General features: G+C 43.8%; 14 protein-coding genes. 6 read left to right on the top strand and 8 right to left on the bottom strand.

The annotated features are described in order from the left end of the window. Positions 1 to 94: 94 nt before the first annotated feature. Positions 95 to 5,131, bottom strand: coding sequence for an FG-GAP-like repeat-containing protein (locus V3V99_05905; protein MEE9442183.1), 5,037 nt, complete (start codon positions 5,129 to 5,131; stop codon positions 95 to 97). A 238-nt stretch (positions 5,132 to 5,369) separates the two neighbouring features. Here V3V99_05905 and V3V99_05900 point away from each other — a divergent pair, with 238 nt between their 5' ends. The 6 genes from V3V99_05900 (at position 5,370) to lgt (ending at position 12,071) form a co-directional block, all read left to right on the top strand. Then, positions 5,370 to 5,945 (top strand): sigma-70 family RNA polymerase sigma factor, encoded by a 576-nt coding sequence (locus V3V99_05900; GenBank protein MEE9442182.1) that lies wholly within the window; start codon positions 5,370 to 5,372, stop codon positions 5,943 to 5,945. Next, positions 5,935 to 6,522: a hypothetical protein gene (locus V3V99_05895; protein MEE9442181.1), complete on the top strand. Its 588-nt coding sequence runs from the start codon at positions 5,935 to 5,937 to the stop codon at positions 6,520 to 6,522. Before V3V99_05900 ends, V3V99_05895 begins: the two co-directional genes overlap by 11 nt. Before the next feature lie 2 nt (positions 6,523 to 6,524). Next, positions 6,525 to 9,281, top strand: coding sequence for a CHAT domain-containing protein (locus tag V3V99_05890; GenBank protein ID MEE9442180.1), 2,757 nt, complete (start codon positions 6,525 to 6,527; stop codon positions 9,279 to 9,281). Between the two features lie 10 nt (positions 9,282 to 9,291). Next, positions 9,292 to 10,683 carry a S8 family serine peptidase gene (locus V3V99_05885; protein MEE9442179.1) on the top strand — a complete coding sequence of 464 codons (1,392 nt, stop codon included), beginning with the start codon at positions 9,292 to 9,294 and terminating at the stop codon, positions 10,681 to 10,683. Between the two features lie 236 nt (positions 10,684 to 10,919). Beyond that, positions 10,920 to 11,081 carry a 50S ribosomal protein L33 gene (gene rpmG / locus V3V99_05880; GenBank protein MEE9442178.1) on the top strand — a complete coding sequence of 54 codons (162 nt, stop codon included), beginning with the start codon at positions 10,920 to 10,922 and terminating at the stop codon, positions 11,079 to 11,081. Positions 11,082 to 11,243: 162 nt separating this feature from the next. Further along, positions 11,244 to 12,071: a prolipoprotein diacylglyceryl transferase gene (gene lgt, locus V3V99_05875; protein ID MEE9442177.1), complete on the top strand. Its 828-nt coding sequence runs from the start codon at positions 11,244 to 11,246 to the stop codon at positions 12,069 to 12,071. Between the two features lie 13 nt (positions 12,072 to 12,084). Here lgt and V3V99_05870 read toward each other — a convergent pair whose 3' ends face one another. From V3V99_05870 to V3V99_05840, 7 genes are all read right to left on the bottom strand, one after another. Then, positions 12,085 to 12,771, bottom strand: coding sequence for a hypothetical protein (locus V3V99_05870; protein MEE9442176.1), 687 nt, complete (start codon positions 12,769 to 12,771; stop codon positions 12,085 to 12,087). 169 nt (positions 12,772 to 12,940) lie between these two features. Then, a complete protein-coding gene (locus V3V99_05865; GenBank protein ID MEE9442175.1) occupies positions 12,941 to 15,262 on the bottom strand; it encodes a BACON domain-containing carbohydrate-binding protein in 2,322 nt (773 codons plus the stop codon). Positions 15,263 to 15,510: 248 nt separating this feature from the next. Further along, positions 15,511 to 16,035 (bottom strand): hypothetical protein, encoded by a 525-nt coding sequence (locus V3V99_05860; GenBank protein MEE9442174.1) that lies wholly within the window; start codon positions 16,033 to 16,035, stop codon positions 15,511 to 15,513. A gap of 89 nt (positions 16,036 to 16,124) precedes the next feature. Next, entirely contained in the window at positions 16,125 to 18,641 is a 2,517-nt protein-coding gene (gene lon, locus V3V99_05855; GenBank protein MEE9442173.1) for an endopeptidase La, read from the bottom strand. Positions 18,642 to 18,737: 96 nt separating this feature from the next. Continuing rightward, on the bottom strand, positions 18,738 to 21,362 hold the full coding sequence (locus tag V3V99_05850; GenBank protein MEE9442172.1) for a DEAD/DEAH box helicase: 2,625 nt from the start codon (positions 21,360 to 21,362) through the stop codon (positions 18,738 to 18,740). Between the two features lie 38 nt (positions 21,363 to 21,400). Next, positions 21,401 to 21,640, bottom strand: a complete 240-nt coding sequence (locus V3V99_05845; protein MEE9442171.1) for a hypothetical protein — start codon at positions 21,638 to 21,640, stop codon at positions 21,401 to 21,403. A 743-nt stretch (positions 21,641 to 22,383) separates the two neighbouring features. Next, positions 22,384 to 24,960, bottom strand: a complete 2,577-nt coding sequence (locus V3V99_05840; GenBank protein ID MEE9442170.1) for a tetratricopeptide repeat protein — start codon at positions 24,958 to 24,960, stop codon at positions 22,384 to 22,386. Between the last annotated feature and the right edge of the window lie 948 nt (positions 24,961 to 25,908).

The following is a 25,908-nucleotide window of genomic DNA, read 5'->3' as shown; positions in this document are numbered from 1 at the left end:
AAAAGGCAGTTCAAAAAACTGCCCTCTGTCATCAGTCTGAGGCGGCCTAAATAAGGCCGGTTCTCACAGCGTCACTCACCTCCAAAAAACCAATTTATTTCAAAAGAATCATCTTTTTCGAATCCGTATATACTTCAGTTTTAAGTCGATAGAAATACACTCCGGATGCGACCGCCGATCCGGCATTATTATTGCCATCCCATATTACTGTATAAGCTCCCGGCTTCTGATTGGTGTTAACCAAATCGACAACTTTTTGACCAAGGACGTTATATATCGATAACTTAACATGCCCTTCATTGGCAATTGCGTATTTAATCGTAGTCGATGGGTTGAAAGGATTGGGATAATTTTGTTCCAGGCTATAATGCGAAGGCAGGACATCCGGTTTATTTCCGTGACCGTTATAAACCGGTAATTCATTGCCGAATTTATCAAATACCATAAATGAATTCATCTCGAAGCTAAGCGCCCGATCATATGTAAGCGATAATAACGCTCCCTCTCCGGCCCGAACTTCTCCGGCGCCCTCCAAATCGACAATGCCAAATCGATAAGATTTGCCCGACTTTCCGCCGTATAGATCCAGACCTTCTACAAGTTCACCGATTTGAACGTCGGAGATGGTCAAATATTCGCCCCTATCGTAGAATTCGCATTGGACTCCGCCCAGGGCTACATCACTATTGAGATATAGTCTGAATTCCGTTCCATTTTTGCCTGGAATTTCCTCCGTATAATAATAAACCGGAGACGTTGATGTTTTGGGTTTGGCGTTCGGCGGTGGTCCGTGGCGGAAGATATAATTAATCAGGTAAACCACGTCACCGACGTTGACATTCTCGTCAGTATTCGCATCGCCGGCTTGAATAGGAATCGGCGGACGCTGTCCCTTGAAGCAATAATTAACGAGATAAACCGCGTCTCCGACATTTATCGTTCCACTGCCGTCGGCATCCCCTTCAGGATTAAGAGAAATGAATATATTACTCTTTATGAATTCCGGAACAATTTGCGCCGAAGTCGGATCGAAAAGCGAAAACTCTCCCCCCGGCGGGAAAAACAAGGTGTCGATTACCGATACTTGCTCCTCCGCATCCGGATAAATAGTCATAAACATTCTCGCAACCATGCCCTCTCCGGGGGCCAAATTATCTTCCATAAATACGACCATCCCCAGTAGAACCTGGCCGTTAGCCGAATCAATATTTGAGGTTACTACGTTTATATAGTCAACGCGCGTATCGGCATAAGAGACCGAATCGCACATTAAAACGGTATTGTCAAATTTCAGAGGTATGCTAAAAGCCGCTGCTTCGGTAACATTGTTGAGGTAAACCGGTACTTCTACTTGTTGACCCGGCTCAACCGTTACAGATTCAATTCGAACGGTATCTTTCTCAGGTGTATCTCCCGGAATTACCTCTAAATTAACGGTAAGTTGAGCAGGGCTACCAATTGCTTCCGGTGATGTTACCGTGATTGTCGAAGTATATAGTCCCGGCTCCAATCCGTTGATCGCGCAGGTTACTTGTACATTGGTCGGAGCAGAACCTGATAATGGATACACCTCCAGCCATTCTTCGCCTGAAGTCGTCAGCGTCCAATCAAGAGTACCCTGACCTGTATTCAGGATGGTAAACGATTGCGGCCAGGGATTAAATCCCATGTATTCGGCCGTGAAATATAAATTATCGGAGGATAATGCCAGTACCGGTTGATCGCTTTCGATAATCATGCGTACAGATATTGTTCGGGGAGAATTGATGGCATCATTAGCAGTTATAGTTATATTGGCTTCATAATACCCTGCGGATAATTCAAACGGATTTACGGTAATCGTTATTTCGTCATCGGTTACACCTGAATACTCACTAAGCTGACACCAGGAGTCATCCACGACCGCTGTCCATGGAATGGCGTTACCGGCGGAATTGCGAATCGTCAAATCGGCTGAAGCCCCATCATCGCCTTCCTTAAAATTAAAATTGAAATTGCCGGGAATTAAAACCAGATAATCCTGAATTTCACCCGATTCATATACGGTTAATTGCATTCCCGGAGTTATCCCGGTTTGTTCATAGACGGCGCCTGAGGGGAAAATAAGTCTCAAATCAAAAAAGTCTCCAGTACCCGTGCCAAAATGAATTCGATTGGATCCCGACCCATTAAAGCCATTGGAAATATTGTATTCCCGAAAAGCATACAGGGCATCCTGATTTCCCAATTGGCCGGCGGGATATAAGTAGGCTTTGGTTCCCACCGCGGCTCGATTGGAGACGATTCCCACCGGTTGAATAGTGATATATTGTCCCAAATTGATGTTGTTTTCAAAAAATGAATTTATGATATAATCAGTGCGGGTAATGAATATATCCATGTCGCCATCGTTATCATAATCCCCAACGACAGCGGCTCCCGCCTTGGCAAGCCCATCATCAATTCCACATGCATCGGTTATATCTGTAAAAATGCCACTGCCGTCGTTGGCAAATAACTGCGCTGACCTGTTTTCATTTGCGACAATCAAATCCAGGTCGCCATCCAGATCTATGTCAACAAATTCGGACCCGCGGCTATAATTTGTGCATGATGTACCCGAAGGACCGGTATTATCTGTAAAATACCCGTTGCCGTCATTAATGAATAATTTATTCGGATCGGAATACCCGGCGCATGTGTACATGTCCAGATCTCCATCATTATCGACGTCTCCAAACGATACCCCCACCGCGGTCGGGAAGTAACCTAAACTGGATTTATAATAAGAAGATTCTAAGAAATGACCGGTACCGTCATTTATAAAGAGAAGTGAGGGCGCGCGATTTTGCCGATTCATAAAAATATCCATATCACCGTCATTATCGACATCGCCGAACGCCGCCCGACAGGTGAACGGTATATTCAAAAGCCCCGCTTCTTCGGTAATGTCGGCAAACGCGAAATTTCCGTCATTACGAAATAGCTTGGCCCCATAAAAGACATCCAGATCACCGTCATTATCTATATCCGCCGCGGACGCGGCATAACCATTAAAACCATCGGCCGTCGAAAATTCCTGTATCTGAGCGTCAACAAAATTGCCGTATCCCGTGTTTAGATAAGTAAACCCAACCTCTTTATCTTCCGTAAATGATAAAATATCGGGCCAATCATCAGCGTTTAGATCCCCTCCAAAGACTCCCAGATTGTGGAAACCAGCCTCTACCCCGGACGATACTGCAACATTTTCAAATATTGTCCCATTTGATTGATAAAGACGGCATTGCCCGTTTATATTATTAACGAAAATATCATCGTCACCATCGAGATCATAATCGAAAAACGCGGCTCCGAAACTGAAATCGCTGTGCGCCATGCCTGATTCAACCGCTATATTCTGCAAGAAGCGATTATGAATTACAATCGTTATATTGAGATTGGGTGTATTAACGGCATCCGGTGAGGTTATAACGATCTGACCGGTATGGTTACCGAGCCCCAAACCGGATGGATTTGCCCGGACTTGTAATGTCGCCGGTGTTGTTCCCGATGGCGTCAATATCTCAATAAATGAAGTTTGACTGCTTGCCGTCCATTCAATCGATTCGCCTTTGGAATCGGTTATGGAAAACTCAACGATTTCGGGATCGCTGCCCTGTGACAATTCAAGTACCTTGGAACTGGGAGAAACATATAAAAAGTTTGGGATATCTCCCGATTCGTAAATTATCAGGCGACTTCCGGAAGCAACCCCGGCTTCATCTACCACAGCGCCGCTCGGAAACACAACTCGGACATCAAAAAGTCCCGGCCCTCCGGTACCCAAATGAATTCTCCCCGTGGTACCGGCACAAAAACCGGAGGTTGATGTCAATTCCGCCATTCCTACCTGATGAGTTACTTCGCCGACATATCCATTCTCATAAATATATGCTTTGGCGCCGATACCAGAGAAATTCGATATCGTACCCCGAGGAGTAATAACTATAGAGTTGTTATTATCCAGTTGGTTGATAAAACATGGATTTATAAGATTATCGGTCTTGGCGATATATATATCCAAATCGCCATCGCCCTCAAAATCTCCAATGGCAATACCACCAGCCTTATCTTCTCCGGGTAAGATCCCAACTTCATCAGTTTTATCAATAAAAATTCCCCCACCCATATTTTCATGATAAGTAGGATGCATGCCTTCTTGGGGCAAAAATAAATCTGGATCACCGTCATTATCAAAATCAGCAAGGATAGCTCCGCGAGTATATGCGGGAACAGCATCGCAATTCGAGTTAATAGAGAATTGACCGGAACCGTCGTTTAAATACATCTTATTGCTATAAGATAGAAATAAATCCAAATCGCCGTCATTTTCAACATCTCCAAATGTAGCACACAGCCCATAAGGAGATCCGGGAATTAAATAGTCTCCCGATGAAAAATTACCGGTGCCATCATTCAGAAAAAGCGATGTGTTTCCGTTATATTGTCTGCAGACCACTAAATCAGGATCAAAATCATTATCAATATCACCAAAAGCGACGTGCGAAATAGAACCGATCGAACCGATACCGCTGCTTTCGGTAACATCATTAAAATTCAGATTCCCATCATTAAGAAACATTCGACCGCCATAATAAACATCAAGATTGCCGTCGCGATTAATATCGGCAAAAGCCGCCGCATATCCGACATAACCATGAGATGAGACAAGCTCCGATATACCCGCATCGGAAAAAGTCTGATCGCCGTTGTTCAAATATAAATACCCCGGATTTGAACTACCTGAAGAGTATGTAACTTCTGTAAAAACCATAAAATCCATAAATCCGTTGGCATCAATATCCGCCGTCGCTATGCCCAGAGTTTTTACCGGGGTAGCTACGCCGGCCATTTCGGACATATCGGTAAACGTACCATCGCCGTTCGACATATACAGGCGGTCCTTGTTAACGGCATAATTGGTAACGACAATATCGTCCAGCCCATCATTATTAAAATCAAAAACCGCCGTTCCCATGGAAAAATCTGAGTAGTATAAACCTGAACTTGGGTCAGTCGCAATATTAACAAATGATGTACCGCCCCCCATTGATAGGCTATATCCAAACACGATTAATATAAAAGTGATGACGCGCGTGCCCCTGTTCATATTTCCCTCCTGCTCTCATTCTCTTTTTAATAGGTTTTAGACTACCTGTGAGTCTCTACCCTGAAGAGAGCATTTCCATAAAAAAGATACATCTTTTTTCTAAAAATCAAAGGATTTTCCCTGAATTGACAAATTATCCGTGCGGATAATATTTTTTGTATCAAAATCTCGTTATAATTCTCTATATTATAGTTAAGCGATAACTTCAACATTTATTAAAGATGCATCACCGGGGGAAATGGCTGGAGTTCAAAATAAAAGTATTGAGAAATTAGTCGACGGCTGCCGGCGTGGCAATAAAAACGACTGGTCCGAGCTGATTGACAGGCTCACGCCGATTATATTTTCGGCGTGTCATAAATTTGGTTTATCTCGAGAAGAAAGCTTTGATGTCTTTGGGAAAATATCACTGATGTTACTTGAGAATCTCGGGGCTATCAGGGATGAACGTCAAATTTACGGATACGTATTAACAGCCAGTTCTCGGGAAGCAGGAGCCTTGAAAGCTCGTGACCGAAAGTTGAGAGAGAAGATAAAACAGATTGGCCTGAATCGATATTTTTTTAACCCCTGCGATTCGAATTTGCCAAAATTGATTCAAAAAGATGATTTAACGATTTTAGTCCGGGCCTTCTCCGCGCTTTCAAAAAAATGTCGCACACTACTTAATTTATTGTTTTTTGATACGGATAACGCCTCATATAAGAATATCGCCAAAAAGCTCGGTATGCCCGTCTCATCAATCGGTCCTACCCGGGGCCGATGCCTGGGAAAACTTCGTCTCAAAATGAAAGAATTTGGCTATGAAGAATAAGGTAAAAAAACCTGATCTCAAAATATTGGCGCAATACGTCAAAGGGAATAAAGATATTATGAAATACTGGTCAAAGTTTATTGAAAATGATCCCGAAAGTCGATCAAAGGCGACTGTGTTGAAAAAACTATTTAATATGTTCCAAAGTCTTAATTTTAACAGCAATCGACAACCGGCGATAGATATGGCTAATGCCATCTTTGATAATTATCGCAAACGGAATAAAAAGTCCAAAATTGCGCGGGCGCGATTATTTTTCGACAGCCGTTACGTCCCCCTTCCGGAAGGACTCAGGCGGTCAATGATCTCTGAACGACGGATGAGATATGTATTTGATTCCGGACTTATTGAGCTGGCCATTTTACCGGTATTCCCAGGAAAATTCGAGTTGACCGGAAAGATCGACCGGGAATCAATAATATCAATCAGGGCTCAATTGCGCGGAAGAAAAATCTATAACTCTCGGATCGACGCCAACGGTTTCTTTTCATTCGCGGTTGTAAACCCCGGTCAATACAGTTTATACTTAACGTGGGATAAAACCAAAACAATGGTGGATACACTTGAACTAAGATGAAAATGCCATCGTTAAAATATACTAAAGCCTCAAAATCCTTTACCGGATATTTGAATAAACATTATCAGGGTTCGGTCGAAATATTTTTTGGAAAATTAGGCGCGGAGGCTGATAATCTTATTCGTACGGATTTGAATAAATCCGAACAGTTTATCAATAAACTCAATTCTATGGACAATTTATTGCCTGATAAATATAAAGCTCATCTCTATCGCATACGAGGCCGTCATTATCATCTATCCGGGAAATATAACGATGCATACAAATGGTATATCAGAGCGGAAAACAGTTTCACTGAATTGCGAGATTTTCTCAATCGTGCGAAAATCCAAAAAGCTCTTTTGGACGTCTTAATTTATCGCGGGAAAAAAGAAGAAGCGCTTCAAATGGGTCGCCGGGCGCTCTATTATTTTAAACGTTCCGATCTTACCGATGATTATGCCCAGGTTATGACCAATATTGGAAATCTCTATCATCGCATTGATGAAAACAAAACGGCCCTGCGTTATTATGATAAAGCTCTCAAAGTTTTTACGCGGCGAAAAAATAAATATGCCATTGCTCTTGTGCAATTCAATCAAGCCAATGTCCTGGTGAATTTGAATCGTATCAATCAGGCTGAGTCATTATACAGAAACTCGGCCAAGATTTATGAATCGATAAATTTGAGTTTGTTCGCCTGCCAAGCCGAATATTCACTGGCGTATATTAGCTATCTAAAAGGCGAATACAGCCACTCCCTCAAGGAATTTTCAGAGGTAGCAAATAAATTTGCTTCTTTGGGAGATAAAAGATGTGTCGCATTAGCAGAACTTGACTGCACCGAAATTAATTTGCACCTGAATTTATATGGGCAGGTGATTGAGGATGCTTCAGACATTGCAAAAGATTTTGAAAATCTAAACATGTCTTATGAGCAGGCTAAATCTATCTATTTTTCGGCAGAAGCTTATTTCGCGCACGGTGATTTTGAAAGAGTGAATCAATTATTGATTAAAGCAACTAAACTATTTGAACATAGTAATGTTCACTGGCGGATGGCATGCAGGTTCCTTAAGGCCAGATTAAACATATGTGAAAATCGACCGGAAGCGGCTATTAAATCACTACAACATATTTCTCGGTATTATAAGACCAGTGGAAACATTCGCAAATATATCGATGTACGGCTCGCGCTCCTTGATGGATTAATCTCGCAAAACAAAGCAGGACAGGCAATCAGATTATATAATATTTTACTAAAATCGACTTCTGGTATGGCTGGTTATCAGAAATACATATATTATACGCTTGCCGGCGACCTTTATTCTAAACGACAAGATATAAATCGCGCAACAAAATTGTATCGCCGAGCCATCAAAGTCGCGGAAAAATCTCAACTTAGTATTTTCCCGTATGAAATGCGACGGTTTTACTGGATAGACAAATTAAGCACTTATGAAAAATTGGTATCTATTTACCTGGCGGAAAAGAAGTACAAACAGGCTTTTGATATTCTCAACCGGGGAAAAGCAATTCTATTTGACAAGAACGATTCTTTTGATATTAAAAGGCAAAAGACTAAATCCTCAAGCGAACTATGGGATGAGTATAAATCGCTAAAAGCTTCTCTGAGAAAAGCTCTTATGCCGGTTGGAACGGAATCTTCGGAGCGAATCCTGAATAATAATAAAAAAATTCATGGCGTTGAGAGAAAAATTTGGAAAATTAACCGCTCGTTACCGGATACTAATAAAATCTATCCGGATAAATCCATACCCGTCGACTTGTTATCAATTCAGGACAGGCTTTCAGATGGGGAAGTTTTAATCCAATATGCCATCCGCAATCAGCACCCGGGAGCTTTTGTCATAAGTAATTATTCATCGGATTTTATATCTCTTGCTTCGGAAATGAACGGCGTCAGGAAACTCACTCGCAATTTTTATTTTATAGTTGTCAAATCGATTTATGACGCTTTAGATAATCAGATCACGAAAAATATCCTGTCCGAAATATCTGAAATTATCTGGAATAAAATAGAATCCAAAATGCCCAACGCCAAAAAGCTATTTATTATCCCAGATGGATTCGTTAATCGTATTCCATTCTATGCTTTGAGTTGTGATGACGGTAGCTTAATAGCGGAAAAGTACTCAACTCGCATCTTGCCCTCGGCTTCATTTCTATCGAAAGGCGGGAAGAATAAAGTATTCCCGAAAAATATTGATGTTTTCGCGGTCACCGGCGATAACCTTCCGGGCATAGAATCAGAAAAAAACATTATTCGGAAACATTTCCCAAAGGCAAGGATTTATGCCGGACAAAATGCCAATAGCGATCAATTGCGTAACAGTATGCGCGAAACAAACGGTCTTGTCCATATAGCGGCTCACGCTCGCCAGTCATATGAAAATGAATTATTTTCGCAAATTCTTTTAGACGATGGCCCCCTGTATACATTTGACATCTATTCGTGTCAAATTAATTCCCGGTTGATCATACTTTCCGGTTGCCAAACCGGTGATCCGGGCTTATTTTATAAAGGGAATACTACATCTCTGGCGCAATCGTTTTTATTTTCTGGGGCAAAGGCGGTCATGGCGAGCTATTGGCCTATCTCGGATGATATAACCGGCGTGTTTATGGATTTCTTATACCGTCATCTGACCTCTGGAATGAATTGCGGAGAAGCCTTAAGGGGCGCAATATTTGAAATGAAGTCATTAACCGACGACACTCGACATTGGGCTTCATTTTACCTATTGGGGCCAGGATAAGGAAGAAACAATGAATATAAGAATTCAGAGACATTACTATCGCGCCTTATTCACTCTAATCTTGCTGTGTTTTTCTTCATTCAATTACGCCATCATCGAAGAGGATCGAATCATTTGCCAGGTTTATTCCCCGCAGGAAATTGAGAATATCCTTGACTCGCTTGGCGCGACTATTATAGCTGAAATTGACGAGAGTAATCTTTTTCTTCTTCGTCTCCCCAGTGCGAGCGATGTAGAAACGGTGGTGGAAAAATTAAGCGACATGCCGGAAGTAGAAATGGCCCAGCCAAATTATATTTACTGCGCCATTAATCCCTATCAAATCAGCCAGCCTTTTGTTGATTATGATGCTCCGCCATTCCAGGAAGGGGTTAGTCCGGAGCATTATTATCAGCAATATTCTCAAACGGGTATTTCTATTGATGCGGCCCATCAAATATGCCGCGGCGAAAATATATTAATTGCAATTATCGACGGGGGACTGGATAATAATCACCCGATTTTTTACAACCATTTAAGCGAATTATCTTATGACTTTGTATCAAACGATGCGGCTCCATGGGTAAGCCTGGGTCGAATGGCAGATCATGGTACTTTTGTTGCCGGGATTGTCGCTCGCAGCGCTCCCGAAGCGTCATTAATGATATTAAAAAGTTTTAACAGCAGCGGCAACAGTACCAGTTTTCGGATAGCGCAAAGCATCAGTTACGCCGTTGAACATGGGGCCCGAGTTATTAATATGAGTTTTGGTATGGATGAATTTGATCCTGTTATTTCCAAAGAGCTCGATCGAGCATGCGAAAACAACGTGCTTCTGGTTGCGGCGGCCGGAAATGAAGGCCAGTTTATAAATAAATTCCCTGCCGGTCATGACTGCGTCGTTAACGTAACTGCCGTCGATTCGCTGGATAAAAAAGCGGATTTTTCAAATTATTGGTACAGCGTTAGCCTGACTGCGCCGGGAGTCAATGTCTATGGTCCGTTGTCGTATGATGAGGGATGGGGATGGTGGGGCGGAACATCGTTTGCGGCGCCGTTTGTATCGGGATTGGCCGCGCTTGCGTTTCAAGCCCATCCTGAAGAGAGTAATCAGGAAATTATCAACCGTATAAGACGCTATTCAATCAACATTGACGATTTAAACTCAGAATATATATCAACGTTGGGTGACGGTAGAATAGTTTTTCCTTTATCTGTATTTGTAAATGGTGATATAGATAGCAATCTTAAGGTCAATTTGGGCGACGTTGTATTCCTAATCAATCATATTTACAAAAACGGACCCTCCCCTGTCGTAAATCAAGCCAGCGATAATAATTGTGATTTACAGGTTAATGTCGGAGATGCCGTATTTTTGATAAATTATATATTTCGAAACGGCCCCTCGCCCGGCTGTGATTAGTATAACGCGTTGTATAAATAGCATTTAGGGCCACCAAAACAGCGTGATAAAAATGGAGTGTTTTATAAATCAAAAGACTTAAATAACTTGCTTAAATCGGGAAATCGATTATCTTATTGGGGCTTTACCGATATATACGCTATGATTTCGGGATATTGCTCGACTGAATTCGTGTTTAGAACGGTCGATATAAATTAGAAAATCAGTTATTTGAGATAGAGAAAGGAATTAACGCGATGGCTAAGGCAGGAAACCGAATAATAATCAGACTGAAAAGCACCGAAAGCGGGTATATGTACACCACTACTAAGAATAAAAGAAATACGCCGGATAGGATCCAGATTAAGAAATTCGATCCGCTGGTTCGCAAACATGTTATCTTCAAAGAAACACGATAATTGATTTATATTGAAAATTTCAAGCCGCCGAATATGGCGGCTTTTTTTTTAGTGCAAAGTTATCTGGAAATTTATTAATTTACTTTCCCGATGAGCTCATTTATATTTAGTCTGACTGACATGACATTATACTTTGTAACAGTAAGGTAGGATATATCCACTATGCCCATTGTCGGATACTACGTTCATGATATCGATCCCGTGCTACTCCATATCTGGGGTGAGTTTGGCATTCGTTACTATGGAATTGCCTATGCTTTGGGATTTCTTATCGCAATTTACCTATTTATACAATATCGAAAAAAAGGATTTATTGCCATTACCGCCGAGCAGCAAAGCTCACTTCTTTTCGCCTTAGTGTTGGGAGTATTAATCGGCGGTCGCTTGGGATATGTTCTTTTTTATGATTTTCAGGATACTATTTCAAATCCCCTATCTATTTTTGCCGTCTGGAAAGGCGGTATGGCCAGCCATGGCGGCTTTATCGGTGTAATTATCGCCGGCTGGATTATAACCCGAAAGATAGGGATGCCGTTTTTCAAACTTGGTGATTTTTTAGCAACCATGGCTGCTCCGGGTCTGATGTTGGGACGAATCGCCAATTTTATAAACGGAGAATTATGGGGCACTCCATCGAATGTATCATGGGCGGTCATTTTTCCTTCCAGCGCCCCGGTGGGAACGCCGGTCGAATTAATCCAACCGCGCCATCCGTCACAATTATATGAGGCCGCCCTGGAGGGTCTCTTTCTTTTTATATATACTCAATGGCGAATATGGAGAACCGATGCTTTGAAGTCACCGGGCCGCATCAGCGGTGAATTTTTAATTTTGTACGCCATTGTCCGCATTATCGGAGAGCAATTTCGCGAATATGACTCTCCCCCGATTTTGGGCATGAGCCGGGGGATTTTTTATAGTCTATTCATGATTATACTGGGTACGATTTTTATAATTAAATCCGGGCAACAGCCTAAATCAGAATTATAATTGCGGATTGACGCTAAAGCAGCCTGATCTTTGCGACTCCATATTCCTCATACTCTGATTCAATTGATTTCGCGATCTCAATACCGGGTTTGAGTTTCTCATATACTATCGGTAATACATCCAAAGCCGAACTCATACCATAAAAAGGAATGCCTTTTTGAACAAATACTTCTTCGACGCTCATGCCATCGTTTCTTTTTTCCATGCGATTGGTGAGACTAATCACCCCGATTACATCTACCCCGGCTTCGATAAGAAAATCCAGGGTATTAATAAGTGCCCCGCCTGTTGTCGTAGCATCTTCCAAAACGAGAGTTTTGCCCTGGGGCTTACCTACAAAATACTTATCCTTGGGAGCGCCATGGTCCTTGGGTTTGGCTCGACCCATAGCCAGAGTATGACTGCCCCTGGCGAAACCTGATGATTTTTTAGCCCACGTATATTGCGTCAGTATCCCTAACTTGGTAGCGCCTTCCGGGACGCCATAAAACGTATCCACGGATATACTCTTATCCTCAATAAACTCCAGGACAAAACCTATAAGTTTTTCTGTCAACCAGGCATCTTCGACAACGTTTCTCCAATTGGCGTAAAAATGAGATTGGCGTCCGGATTTGAGGGTAATCGCTTCCTCGAAAAAACCGTAAACTCCATTCTCAGCAACGAATTCATCAAAATCTTTTTGGTTAAATTCTGACATAAAAAAACCTCCAAATATATGACTCAGATGTTTAATAAAGAGATTTTGAAGTTATTGTCCATTAAATTCTTCGACTTTATTGACACCATAAAATGTGGGAATACAATTTCGGGCAAAAAAAACCGCTCCCGCAGCTGAAGCGGTTCGCATTATTACTTTATTGTATCTATTATAGATTACCGCACGGTTTATCGCCGATACTAAATATATAATTAATGACAACCACTATATCACCGATATTGTAGCGATTATCGCAATTGCAGTCGCCAACTATATACTCGGGGATCGGTGGAGGACCAAACTTAAAAACATGATTAACCATTTTGACGGCATCGCCGAGGTCAATACGGTTGTTCCAGTCCACATCGCCATGTAAACGCCAAACCTGAAGCGTTAAGTCGACCCTGATAGGTGAATTTGACGCCGATTCCGAATGAATAAAGAAATGATCGTCATAAATCCCGTATTTGTAATCTCCAATTTCGACTATTGCCTCTATCCAGTTGGGAGCTTGACCAGTCGTTTCTACAAACTTCAACCATGGAATATTTTCTTCAATTGAATAATCCATACAGCCCGGATAAAGATTCTCTATGCGAGCTACGCACCTCGTATTCGTATTCATATTAATTTCCCAGCAATTACTGAATTTCTCCACATAAACATCTCCAAAAACTTCCTGCGCATAAACCGAATCACTTGATATGCGAATGGTCATTTCAGGCGTTTCTGTGCCTGCCACTATGCTGAGGGTAACGGCAATTTTCCTGGGGCTATGCGTAGCGTTATCGGCCGTTATGACGATCGTGTCATAATAAACTCCAACCGGCAATCCATCAGCATTAAGTTTAGCCGTATTAATTATGGGTTCCGTCCCCGATTCATATAGAACGTCCAGCCACTCCGCCTTATTGGCCGCTTCCCAAAAGAGAGAACCGCCACCGTGATTTTCAATCTGGAAATGTTTATAATCCGGCCGGGGATTAACTCCTTGCCAGCATTCGTAGTAAGTAAAATTGAGACCTGAGGGAATAACATATAATTCAGGCGGGTTAGCCATTACGGTGTACTTAATAATATATTCAAAAGGTGAGTTGATTGCCGTGGTGGATGTTATCATTATTGTATCATAATAGATGCCCGCCTCCAATAACTCGGTATCAAATGTCAATTCCACATCTGTAGGAGCAATACCGGAGACAGGGTTAACGCTAATGATTTTTTCGCTGGTTTCAGATATTTCGAAATCCATTGAGCCTTCGCCCGAGTTGAAGATATAAAAACTTGCTGATTCGGCATCTAACCCGGTTTCAATCACAACTGATAATCTTTCCGGTTCGATTTTAATCACCGGCAAATCAGATACAATCTGCAAAGAAACAGGGACAACCAAGGGCGAATTTGTCGCTTCCGGGTCTATGATTACAATCTCATCATAGTATTCTCCAAACGTCATCCCGGTTATATCAAACGACAGCGTAACCGAATCCGGAGGCGATCCTGAAAGCGGGCTGAGAGTTAACCAACTCTCCGAATTGGCAACCGTCCAGTTTAATTCACTGCCGAGGACGCTGGTGGAAATATATAAAAATCTATCGGCCGGATTATCGCCCCCCTGTACCGCCGATACCGTTATCTGCTGAGGATCGGCAACAATGGTCGGGGGCAATTTAATCATGTTTAAAGTAACGGGAAAATACTGAGGAGAATTATCAGCTTCTTCGCACGAGATTATAATATTGCCGGAATATTGTCCCTCACTGAGTTCCAATGCGTCAACCAAAACCGAAATGTTGGATGGTGCGATTCCGTTTTCAGGGGCAACTGTAAGCCAGGCCTCATCAGATTCGGCCGTCCACGACAATTCTCCTTCCCCGCCGTTACTGATATTTAATCCTTGCGGCGCAGGCGAGGGGAAACCTACCGTTCCTTCAAATACCATTGAGGTTGGTGAAAGATTAATATGTGGCGGCAATTTCGGATCCCCTGCCGTTATCACCCCGGGGAAAAATTCCGGAATAAAACTGGTGGAGTTGGGATTGGTAAACATTAAAAACGCGATATCTCTGGTGATACTATCCACATAAATAAATTGATCGGGAGTTCCGGGGGGAATATCAAAATAAAATTTTGCCAGTAAACCGTAACCGGGGGCGATATCCGCCTCCATAACCACAACCGCGCCAAAGACGACGGTATTTTCTTCGGGGTATATTATGTAAGGGGTAGTGGAAAGATACTCGACTCTCGAACCGACGACTGATACCGAGTCAAGTGATATATCATCGGAACTCCAGTGCAATGGCAAAGTAATTGCGGCTAAATCTTCATCACTTTTGAAATTGACCTCAAGAACCGCCTGTTCCCCGGCGTTGACAGATACGGAACTTATATAGACAGTATCCGGAAATCCCGGATCGGAATTCTGACCATATACCGCGCCAGATAAACATAACGCTGCCAAAAGCATCCATAACATCCTGTTACGCATAAAACCTCCCGGTACAATGCCAAAAAATTATATCTGTGACGCGTTAATTGATTTGTACGAAATACCCGCCCGTACTTGCTTACAAAGTCAAAATATACATCCGCACGATTATGTCAAGAATAAATGAGTTTGGAAGAGCATTATAAGTGGATATTTCGCTTTACTAACTAAGAAATTGCCATAAGATGAATAAAAAAAACCCGGTCGAAATGGCCGGGTTTAAAAATCTTCAGTATTTAGTAATCGCATTATTCCTTTGCCGGCTCTTCGACCGTAATAGTTCCCTTAATAAATGTTGGAATGAACGAAGCCGAGTTTGTTTTAGTAAACATTAGGGTTGCCGGTTCTACCGTTGTTGTATCAATCACGCACGAGATATCCTTCTTGGCCGTATCGCTCGACAAGTACATTTTGGCCAGCAATCCCCGCCCCGGAGCGACATATTCCTCAGTTACCACAATTGCTCCAAAGACGACCGAAAGCTTATTTTCCGCAACTGTAACCGGCAGCATTTGCAGGTATTCGAAGCGACCTCCGGCAAATGATACAGAATCAATAGCAACGCCTTCTCCCCGTAGGATCATTGGAATCGTAACGGCTGCCAAATCCTGATCATTGATGATTACAAAATCCGCCACCGCCTTTCCATTTTCGTCAAAAGAAAATTTCTCAATGATTAAAGAGTCAGGACCATTTTCATCGCCCGCCCACGATATTGAGATTAGCATGAATATGCAGATCGCCAACACACTAATATTATTCAATGATTTCATTCTTACCTCCGAAGAAGATTAAAATCGACCGCCAGAACGTTCAATTTAATAACAAAGCTAACTCCTGTCAATCGCATTTTCCCAAATATTTATTTGGTTTTTTTTGACCCCTTTTTCGTTGATCTGGTGCTTTTCGCTTTTGCAGTTTTTTTCTTTGCCGCTGATTTGGAGCGCGCCCCCTTGCGCTTCTTTGCTTTTTCTATTTCTTCAGCAAAGAGTTTTTCCAGAGTGTAAGTTGACGGTTGAAAGTCAAGCAGGGCGTGGTCAAATAATTCATCAACGGTATCGATAAAGATAAATTTCGTTTTTCTTACAATCTCTCTGGGTATCTCCTTGATATCTTTTTTATTTTCTTTCGGCAGAATTATGGTAAATATACCGGCCCGATATGCGGCGGATACTTTTTCTTTTATTCCTCCCACCGGAATAATCTTACCTCTCAAGGTAACTTCACCGGTCATCGCGATATCATTACGAACCGGACGTTCGGCCATAACCGATGCCAGGACAACCGCGACGGTGGTTCCGGCAGACGGTCCGTCTTTCGGTATGGCACCCATAGGAAAATGAATGTGAATATCAAAATTGGCAAAATCATCGTGATCAATACCGAGAATATCCGCCCGCGAGCGAACAAAACTATGAGCCGCCTGAATTGATTCCTTCATTATCTCGCCCAAAAGACCGGTCGTGGCCACCGTTCCGGTGCCCTTCATTTTGAGGCCTTCAATAAGCATCAAATCTCCGCCGGCTCCGGTCCAGGCCAATCCGTTGGCGACGCCGATTTCAGGTTCGGTCATAGCCTTTTCCGGAATAAACTGAGGTGTCCCAAGAAATTCATCGAGCGTATTTTCGGTAAGAATAATTTTGCAGGGATCCCCCATTGCTTTTTTGCGCGTTATGCGGCGAAATACTTTTTGAAGTTGTTGCTGCAAACCGATAAGTCCCGCTTCCATCGTGTATTGGCGAATGATACGACTCAAAATCTTATCGCTGAATTTCAATTCGGTTCGCGCCAGTCCATGCCTTTTGTATAGCTTGGGAAGGATATGTTTCTTGGCGATGATAATCTTTTCTTTTTCGATATATCCCTGCATCTCTACGATTTCTAAACGATGCGTAAAAGGTTCGGGAAACTCATCGAGAGAGGAAATGCTAAGGACAAAGAGGACCTGCGACAGATCAACCGGAATTCCCAGAAAAGTATCGACGAATTTTTTATTCTGTCTCGGATCAATTGCTTCGAGCAAAGACAGGAGGGCGTTGGTATCTTCCGATTCGACAACATACTCCAGGTCTTCAATAAAAATCACGAGATTAAATGATTTTTCACTCTGGAGAATTCGAATCAGGTGTCCCGGACCGGCTCCAATATCTGTTCGATACGTACCATTGATATCTTCCACCTCAATCAAACTGGTTCCGTTGATGCGTACGAATTTCCGGCCAAGAGACGAGGCCATGGCCTTGGCCAGCGAGGCTTTTCCTGTTCCGATCGCTCCGGTCAGGCAGAGTATCGGCAAATCCTCCCGATCTTTACTCATCCGCCGTAAAGCCAGATATTCCAGAATCTGTTCTTTTATTTTGGCCGATCCATAATAACCGGTATTAAGCGATTCCTCGACTTTCCTGAGGTCAATGCATTCCTTTTGTTCAAGTCCCCAGGGCAAAGACAGGACCAGATCGAGATAATACTTGCTTGACCCGTACTCTGCCGACGACGATGAGAGATGCTTTAATCGATCGGCTTCGGAAAGAAGGTATTCAGTGACTTCTTTCGGAAGCGATTTGTTTTCCTTAATTTTCCTATGATAGCGCCGCGAGAGATCTTCCTCGATAAATTCATCGCCCAATTCGCGGCGAATTTCCATTAATTGCTGGCGCAGAAAACTCTCTTTTTTCTTCCGTTCCAGAGATTCGGTAACCCGATCATTTATTCTCGCCAGGGTTGAGATGTTTTCAATTTCGGTTCTAAGTAACCTGAGAATGGTTTCAAATCTATCGGGAATTGTAATCGATTCAAGGATTTCCTGTTTATCGTGGAGTTGAAAATGAATCACGGCCGCGACCCGATCGGCAAAATGAGACGGAGACGACTGACTCATTCCCAGAGTATAAATCAACTCTCCGGCGTAGCGGGTATCCAAACGGGTTAATTGCGATATAAGATCGATAATTTCCGACGTGTCTTTTTCCAACTCAGGATCATCATCCGGACCCTCGGCCAGTTCAACAACCGATGCCGTCAGGAACGGCTCGGAGCCTTTTATTTCTGCCAAAGCTATCCGCCGGACACCCTCCAGCGTTACCATTTGTGAACCGGCCATAGCCTCTTTGTTTGACAGAATTCGAGTCAGAACTCCGACTTGAGACAGATTATGAGTTCCGCCGGTCGGCGTACGCTGAGGAATAAAGGATAATACCAGCAGGTTATTCTTTTTGGAAACTGCGTCAATCAAGGCCAAATTTTCCCGGCGCCCTATCTGAAGAGTATGTATTTCACCCGGAAAAATCACGGCCGAGCGTATCGGCAATACGGGAACCGTTTGTTCTTTTTCGTTGGAGAGAAACGGTAATTTTTTGCGCGATTCTATTATTTTACCCATCTTTCCTCTTTATCGGCTTATACAATCTTTTCTCAATGAAGTTTACCTCTCATTTAAGAAATTGTCAACCTTTGAGGAAAGAAGGTTACAAAATTCTCATCCGGTCATCATAAACGGCTTCAAATCCCCACCCATTTGCCGGATTTCAAAATCCGGATTGTCTCTTAAGGCATCGACGTTAACCTTTATACTATCGGGAGGCACCGCCAGCCGATAATATCCGGAGCGATTGTTTTCATAGAGCGGCCAGCCAGGGAGGAAATCACGGCCGATTTCCTGGCGCAGACGATACAAGTACCGGGCCTGATTAAATCCCTGCTCCAAATCCTCCTTGTACAACCACCCGTTATCGCGAGTCAGCCGGGACCAGGCCAGCCGGCAGAGATACTTAAAGGATTTTCCGGTCAGATTAATCGTTTGGCCGTTGATACGGACGCGGAACCGTTCCCGAACCGGCGTCCCATCAATCTCAATCGATTTCGGCCAGGAATTCACGATTCTGGCAATGTGAGCGTTAGTATTCATTTTACTCTCCTTTATTTTTTGGAATTGTTTCTCGATTTTATTAAGCCGGGTTTCCGAGGATATATGTTGAGAGATTATGGCCAGCCCCTTATCGAGCATTTCCTTCAAGTCGATTATCCCTTTTCGATAGAGGCTTAAAATTTCTCCCCGATGAAGAATATTTCCGGCGACATCGTAGATATCCTTAAGCTCAGAGGGAAGACCGGTTCCCACGGAAAATGCCAATTCATTGAGCAGGCCCGGCAATTTCGAGTAATTATCGAGGGTTTTAATAACAGCCGCCGAACTCGACAGGAGCCAGGCCATCTGGCGGGCCAGGTAATCCATCATACCCAGATGAAGGCGGTAATCATTTTCAATATCCAGAGCCGAAAAACCGCCTTTCCAATCAATCAGCAGAAAGGCCAACCGCACCCGGCGAATCTCATCGGCCGTCAGTTTGTCCCGTCGGGTCGAAAAATTTCGAACCAGAGAACTACCACCGTGTAAATGTCGAGCGGGCGCGATTGCCCCGCCCCCAAAACCAACACCCGGCAGATACATATTTTGAGCGGCGGAAGTATCAAGAATATCAAAAAATACTTCCTCATCCGTTTTCGGTCGGGACAGATCCCAATCCCTGATGATTTTTCGGGCGGTGCCAATTCCCAAACCGGTCACAGCCACGGCCATTCCCAGAGGCGTTATTGCCAAGTCGTCGTCCCGCCGCTTAAGGAAACTTTCATCGATGAGTTGAGCATAGATTGCGGCGCTTATTTTTGGCTGACGGCCATTGCGAGCGGCAAAAAACGTCCCGGATAATAATTCGTTTATGTCTTCCGGCCGTCTTACCAGTTGGGACCCGAATAAATCAAGGATAATATCCTCCACCGGCAGGGTATCCAATCGCGAATTCAAAGGATTGGCCCGATTATCGATATAGTAATCCCAGAGAATTGATTTTTCCAGATCGCATGAGGCGAATAATACCGCCCGGCCGGCTTTGATGTCTTTATCCAAAAGACCCACCCGTCCGGCCCGGCCCGACATGCTTTCATACTCACCCCAACTCAGCGGCTCCAACCCCGGCTTCCCGGTGTACCCTTGAAAGTTGTATTTCTGAGCTTCCACAAATACGGTTGAGGCCGGTAGATTGATCCCGGTCGATAGAGTCGTCGTGGCGAAAACGGCTCTAATATATCCCCTGCGATATCCCTCTTCGACGGCCATCCTCTGCGCGATAGTCAAATCGGCATTATGGAAGGCGATTCCGCAACTAAGCAGGCTGATAAGATTATCAAGAAGCGATGAATTTTCCTCATCGCCCAATTGGGATAAAAAATACTCGCGGTTTTTATCGTCCGGCTCAAGCCCGGCATACTTAACGAATTTCCGAGCGGCATTGACGGTGTCGATTTTCGATTTGAGAAACACCAACACCGATTGATTAGATTTTACGGTTTCTTCGATATTTTTAAAAAGAGTGTCAATTGTGTTCTCGCCCCGAGGGCACGATTCTTCGCCGGTATCCCCCGAATTGTGACAGCGAAAATAGAATTTTCCGTCAGACGCGACGCCCCGGCGCAATTCCACCGGACGATTTTTCTCAAGAAGCAACCGGCATCCCAGCCATTCGGCCAGATCATTAGCTTCACCCAAAACCGCCGATAAGGCCACAATCTGAGGATTGTAATCACAGTATAGCAATTTGGCCAGGGCCAATTCCAACCGCGCCCCCCGCGTTTCATCCTCCAGCATCTGCAATTCATCGATGACAATCGTTCCGATTTGTCCGAGAATATCAAGATTGGTGAGAAGAAGGGAATTGAATTTTTCATAAACTATAACGGCAATATCGAACCGTCCGTTTTCGATATCGGTATCATTTTCGGGGTGATCGTGAGTCCCGATCAGAACCCGCAAACCGATGCCCCCGTAACAATCCTCGAATAACCGATATTTTTCCTCGGCGACGGCTTTGAGAGGCACCAGAAAGATTGCCTTTTGCCTTTGCCGAATTGCCCGGATAAGAGCCATCTCTCCGCAAAACGTCTTGCCCGCCGAAGTCGGCGCCGAGATAAGAAGAGAACGCCCCTCCATTAATTTGTAGTCTTCAATAGCTCTATACTGGAGAGGCAGCAACTTGCCTCGATACCGTTTCTCCCACTGACTCAAGACCGGCTCCGGAATACTGTATGGTAATAATCTTTTCCGCATAATCATTCCCCTTACTATTCGGCAACAAGCCGCGTTTTTTAGGAACATCCTCCCCACCCGCAGGCAATACACGAAAAACAGTACCCGATACGGGCCAGATACCCGCCGCAATCAGGACAACTCTCAGCATTGCCCGTTTTATTACTCGAATGATACCCCGATACGCTGACGGACATACTGTCCCGCGCTATCCCAGTCGCTGATGGAGAAAATGACGCCTGCGATTTCGGTTTTACCGCCGAAGAAACGTCTCCTTTATTTTTCGTTTTGAAAAGCATTACATCTCCTGTCTGTTGATATTATCGGCGCAAATTCAATATACTGCACATTTGTGCAGTAGTCAAGTGATTTTTCGTTATTTTTTTGTTTTTTTCTGATTTTTTTCTGATTTTTTTCTGATTTTTTTCTGATTTTTTCTATTATTTATTTCGATAACTATATATAGTGTATGATTTTATAATAAACACAACATGTTGACCCAAACAGTCGAAATCCCTGCGGTTTCGACAATAGGACTATTTTCCCCTCTCGAGAGGGGTGCCCCAAAGGGGCGGGGTGTGTTAATCCGTGTAGCGACAACTCTCGGTTTTTCATCACCCAATCATTTGTGTAGCGACAACTCTGGAGTTGTCGTGGTTAGCGTATGCCCCCGGTGTACCGACATTTTGTCTGTCATTCCCGAGAGATCCCGCCGAGCGGGATCGAGTCGGGAATCCAGTCGTAGGGATGGAGCCCATCGGGCTCCAGCCATATGCCTCGTAGCGACAACTCTCGAGTTGTCGTCTTCGAAATATCTTTATGATCTTATACTAATTCGATGGTGATTCCGAATAACCTGTAGGTCGAAACCCCTGCCGTAGGTCCTGAAACGAAGCCCCGAAGGGGCAAGTGAAGGAGGTTTCGACAAATAGCATCCCAAATCTGCGCGGAGATAGCATCCACACCTGCGCCAAATTCCCTATCAATTATATCATAGTTCATCTCATTTAACGAGATAATTTCAGAATTTTCTGCTATAATCCTACTCGCCCGAATTATACTTATTCAGGGTATCTTTTAATACACTTTCCATAGTGGCAAGAAGCTTTGCGTGCGGCCCCTCCGGGTATTTTTCTACATGAGGGCGCAATAATTCAATTCCTTCATTCAACAAGGAAATCGCTTTCGAATATTCTCGCTGTGATGATAGTATAAGTCCATTTAGACCAAGGCTATGTGCCAGGTCTGGCTCATATCTGGCCGAATTCAATTCTGACAAACGGCGTCTTATTTTAACCGCTTCACAAATGGCAGTCAAAGCCCCCTCCGTATCGCCCTGGGCAGATAAATAACTGGACAGATTGAACAGACTCATGGCCAGGTAAGGCTCATATCTGGCCGGATTCGATTCCGATAAACGACGTCTTATTTCAACCGCCTCCCGAATGGCCGTCAATGCCCCCGCCGCATCACCGTCTTCAGATAATCGATTCGAAAGATTGTTCAAACTTGCTGCCAATTCAGGCTCATATCTGGCCGGATTCAATTCTGACAAACGACGTCTTATTTCAACCGCTTCCCGAATCGCATCCAAAGCTCCCGCCGTATCACCGCTGTCTGACAAATCACTCGATAGATTGTACAGACTCATGGCCAGGTCAGGCTTATATCTGGCCGGATTCGATTCCGATAAACGACGTCTTATTTCAACCGCCTCCCGAATGGCCGTCAATGCCCCCGCCGCATCACCGTCTTCAGATAATCGATTCGAAAGATTGTTCAAATTCATGGCCAATTCAGGCTCATATCTGGCCGAATTCGATTCCGACAAACGACGATTAATTTCAACCGCCTCCCGAATGGCCGTCAATGCCCCCGATGTATCACCGTCGGCAAACAAATTACTTGATAGATTGTTCAGACTCATGGCCAGGTCAGGCTTATATCTGGCCGGATTCGACTCCGATAAACGACGTCTTATTTTAACCGCTTCCCGAATTGCCGCCAATGCTTCCTTTGTATCGCCGGCTTCAGATAAATACTTTGACAGATTGTTCAGACTCATAGCCAGGTCAGGCTCATACTTAGCCGGATTCGATTCCGATAAACGACAATAAATTTCAACCGCTTCCCGAATGGCCGTCAATGCCCCCGCCGTGTCGCCCAGCGCGCCTAAGTAATAACTCAGATTATTATAATACCGGGATTTATCCTCGTCTTTTTTAGTATATTTAATTAAAGTGCGATTGATCACTGCCCCTATTTTATATAAAAACATTGACAGAATATCTTCGGTAATTATATCATCCAGCATTTTACATTTATCAAAATCGCCGTCTATTTTTTGTGCCAGCCAATCGCTGAGACTATGCTCACGCATTCCAAGTACAATTTCAGCGTCATAGCACAAGCGGCCGATACGTTCCAATCCTCCTTCAAGGTCATTTTGGAGCGCGGCCCAGATTAAATCCGGAGCGTGTTCCGGGCGCTGAGCAAGAATATTAACCGTCAACGCCGCCGCGACAATATCCGGCGTAGGAGCCAATAGTTTATCACCAGTGAATAACCCGGTCGAAATCAATTCTTCTTTAATATCTCCATCTGTATTAAAGCCAAACAGTGCGTTGTTATCCAATATATAAGACTCGATTTCCGATAATGTTAATTCGCCCGCGATTGCCGCCATAGCCATTAAACGAGCCAGGGCATATTTATCTTTCAATTTTCTACTTTCGGCAATCCTTATAACCCGATTGATTTCTCTTTCAACAAGAGATGTGACAATTTGTCGACCGCTAAAATTGACGATTTCATCATCCGGATTTTCTGCGCTGTGAACAGCGGCGGCCATAATAAAAAGGGAACGGTGATTTTCCGGGGCGATTTTCATCCATGCGTCCATCGCATCCGACGGAATCAGAGCATGGCCAGGATCGGATTGGGATGTATGCCCCAGAGTTTCACCCGCTTTGCATGCGGTCGTGTTGTATATGATTTTTGCGTCCTGTGCATCGAGACGATTCAAAGTTATATAATTACTGTCAACCAGATTATTGGCGTTGGCCGATGTAATAATATCCGCCCACCTTTCGGGAGACTGCCGGGTAAGAAATAAAACCCTCAGTTGGCAGTTGGGACCCAAATGAGCGAGATCGCCAAGCAGTTCTTTTACCCTGTCCACATATTCTTCCGGATAATCGACAATCAGGAGCGTACCGGCATCGCTCATCGGGAAATTAATCGGTTTGCGCAAATTTATAAACCCGGCCGACCAGTTTTCGCCCTGCATTTTTTCGGCAAATTCCGCCGCCAGGCGGCTTTTTCCGGCTCCGCCCTCGCCCACGACAAAATTAATACGAATCGGATGATTGCTCTTTGCCCATTTTACCAGCCGGGCCATTTCCCGGTCTCGTCCCGCAAATTCGGAGATGCGGGTATGCCAGCTCAAAAGAGAAAATAAATTGGGGTCAGGCAAAATCTTCTGCCACGGGACAACAAGCTCTGCTACTTGATTGCCGGGGATTTTCTCATCTCCGCGTCCCAACTGCCCGATACAGGTTATCGACGGCCCCAGATTTATATCTGCCAGTTTAATGTTAATGGAGGCAATAGACAGCATTTCACCCTCGTAACTAATGAGATTTTAATAAATCCACAGATGTTTCCCAAACGCACAATCTAAAATAACGCCCTAATTGCGATTAATAATAAACCGCATAAATACAATTATGTCAACGTTTATTAAGATTTGATCGTGCATGCAACCGGTCGCCCGCCCAAAAAATAAGCGAAGCGCTTTTTTGCGTAGGTTCCACATGGGCCATCTGCAATTATTCGATAACTCTGATGTTTTTTCCGAAATCATCCACGTTTTATAGGATGAAAACTAATAATTCACACAGCGAATTCAGAGCGATATTAACATGGATGATTTGGCAATGACTCTTCGCCTTTTATCCAATAGAACTTTCGAAAGTACTAAAAAGGACAAAACGAACCCAATTCGCTGTAACCCACACAAACACATTCACATATGAGGATTTTTTAGAAATGCAATTGTGGATAACTCTTCCGGATTCCCACAATTACCTCTTCGGATCCTTCGCGGGTTTGATAGGCAAATAATCGCATTTATTTTTCCCCTCTTGAGAGGGGTGGCCCCGTGTAACGGGGACGGGGTGTGTACAATTAGTTGGAATAAGATAAATGACTAACTTCTTGTCAAAAGTTCAGGTCATCTACGCGACAGCCAAAAAGGGATGACATCCCCTTTTGCCTGTCGTAATCACCACCGGTTTGATATGACCCAAAACGTTAATCTGAGGAAACAAACCCATTTTGAGAAGCACTCAGCTTATAATATTTGACATAAAATTCATATACACCGCGCGACAGCTGAAAACAGGCTTTCGCCTGTTGATATGACCAAAAACGTTAATATGAGGAAACAAACCCATTTTTACCGCGCAGGTGTGGACACCTGCACGGCACCAAATACTATTAACATGAAGTGGATACACCGCGCGACAGCCAAAAACAGGCCCCCGCCTGTTGATATGACCCAAAA

It is taken from the genome of Candidatus Zixiibacteriota bacterium, assembly GCA_036480375.1.
Taxonomy (GTDB): domain Bacteria; phylum Zixibacteria; class MSB-5A5; order GN15; family JAAZOE01; genus JAZGGI01.
Note: the sequence above shows the minus strand (reverse complement) of the source record. Positions and strands in the feature narration are given on the sequence as shown.

Coding starts and splice junctions, on each gene's coding strand:
- V3V99_05905 (MEE9442183.1), bottom strand. CDS start 5,131: ATGAACAGGGGCACGCGCGTCATCACTTTTATATTAATCGTGTTTGGA.
- V3V99_05900 (MEE9442182.1), top strand. CDS start 5,370: ATGGCTGGAGTTCAAAATAAAAGTATTGAGAAATTAGTCGACGGCTGC.
- V3V99_05895 (MEE9442181.1), top strand. CDS start 5,935: ATGAAGAATAAGGTAAAAAAACCTGATCTCAAAATATTGGCGCAATAC.
- V3V99_05890 (MEE9442180.1), top strand. CDS start 6,525: ATGCCATCGTTAAAATATACTAAAGCCTCAAAATCCTTTACCGGATAT.
- V3V99_05885 (MEE9442179.1), top strand. CDS start 9,292: ATGAATATAAGAATTCAGAGACATTACTATCGCGCCTTATTCACTCTA.
- rpmG (MEE9442178.1), top strand. CDS start 10,920: ATGGCTAAGGCAGGAAACCGAATAATAATCAGACTGAAAAGCACCGAA.
- lgt (MEE9442177.1), top strand. CDS start 11,244: ATGCCCATTGTCGGATACTACGTTCATGATATCGATCCCGTGCTACTC.
- V3V99_05870 (MEE9442176.1), bottom strand. CDS start 12,771: ATGTCAGAATTTAACCAAAAAGATTTTGATGAATTCGTTGCTGAGAAT.
- V3V99_05865 (MEE9442175.1), bottom strand. CDS start 15,262: ATGCGTAACAGGATGTTATGGATGCTTTTGGCAGCGTTATGTTTATCT.
- V3V99_05860 (MEE9442174.1), bottom strand. CDS start 16,035: ATGAAATCATTGAATAATATTAGTGTGTTGGCGATCTGCATATTCATG.
- lon (MEE9442173.1), bottom strand. CDS start 18,641: ATGGGTAAAATAATAGAATCGCGCAAAAAATTACCGTTTCTCTCCAAC.
- V3V99_05850 (MEE9442172.1), bottom strand. CDS start 21,362: ATGCGGAAAAGATTATTACCATACAGTATTCCGGAGCCGGTCTTGAGT.
- V3V99_05845 (MEE9442171.1), bottom strand. CDS start 21,640: ATGCTTTTCAAAACGAAAAATAAAGGAGACGTTTCTTCGGCGGTAAAA.
- V3V99_05840 (MEE9442170.1), bottom strand. CDS start 24,960: ATGCTGTCTATTGCCTCCATTAACATTAAACTGGCAGATATAAATCTG.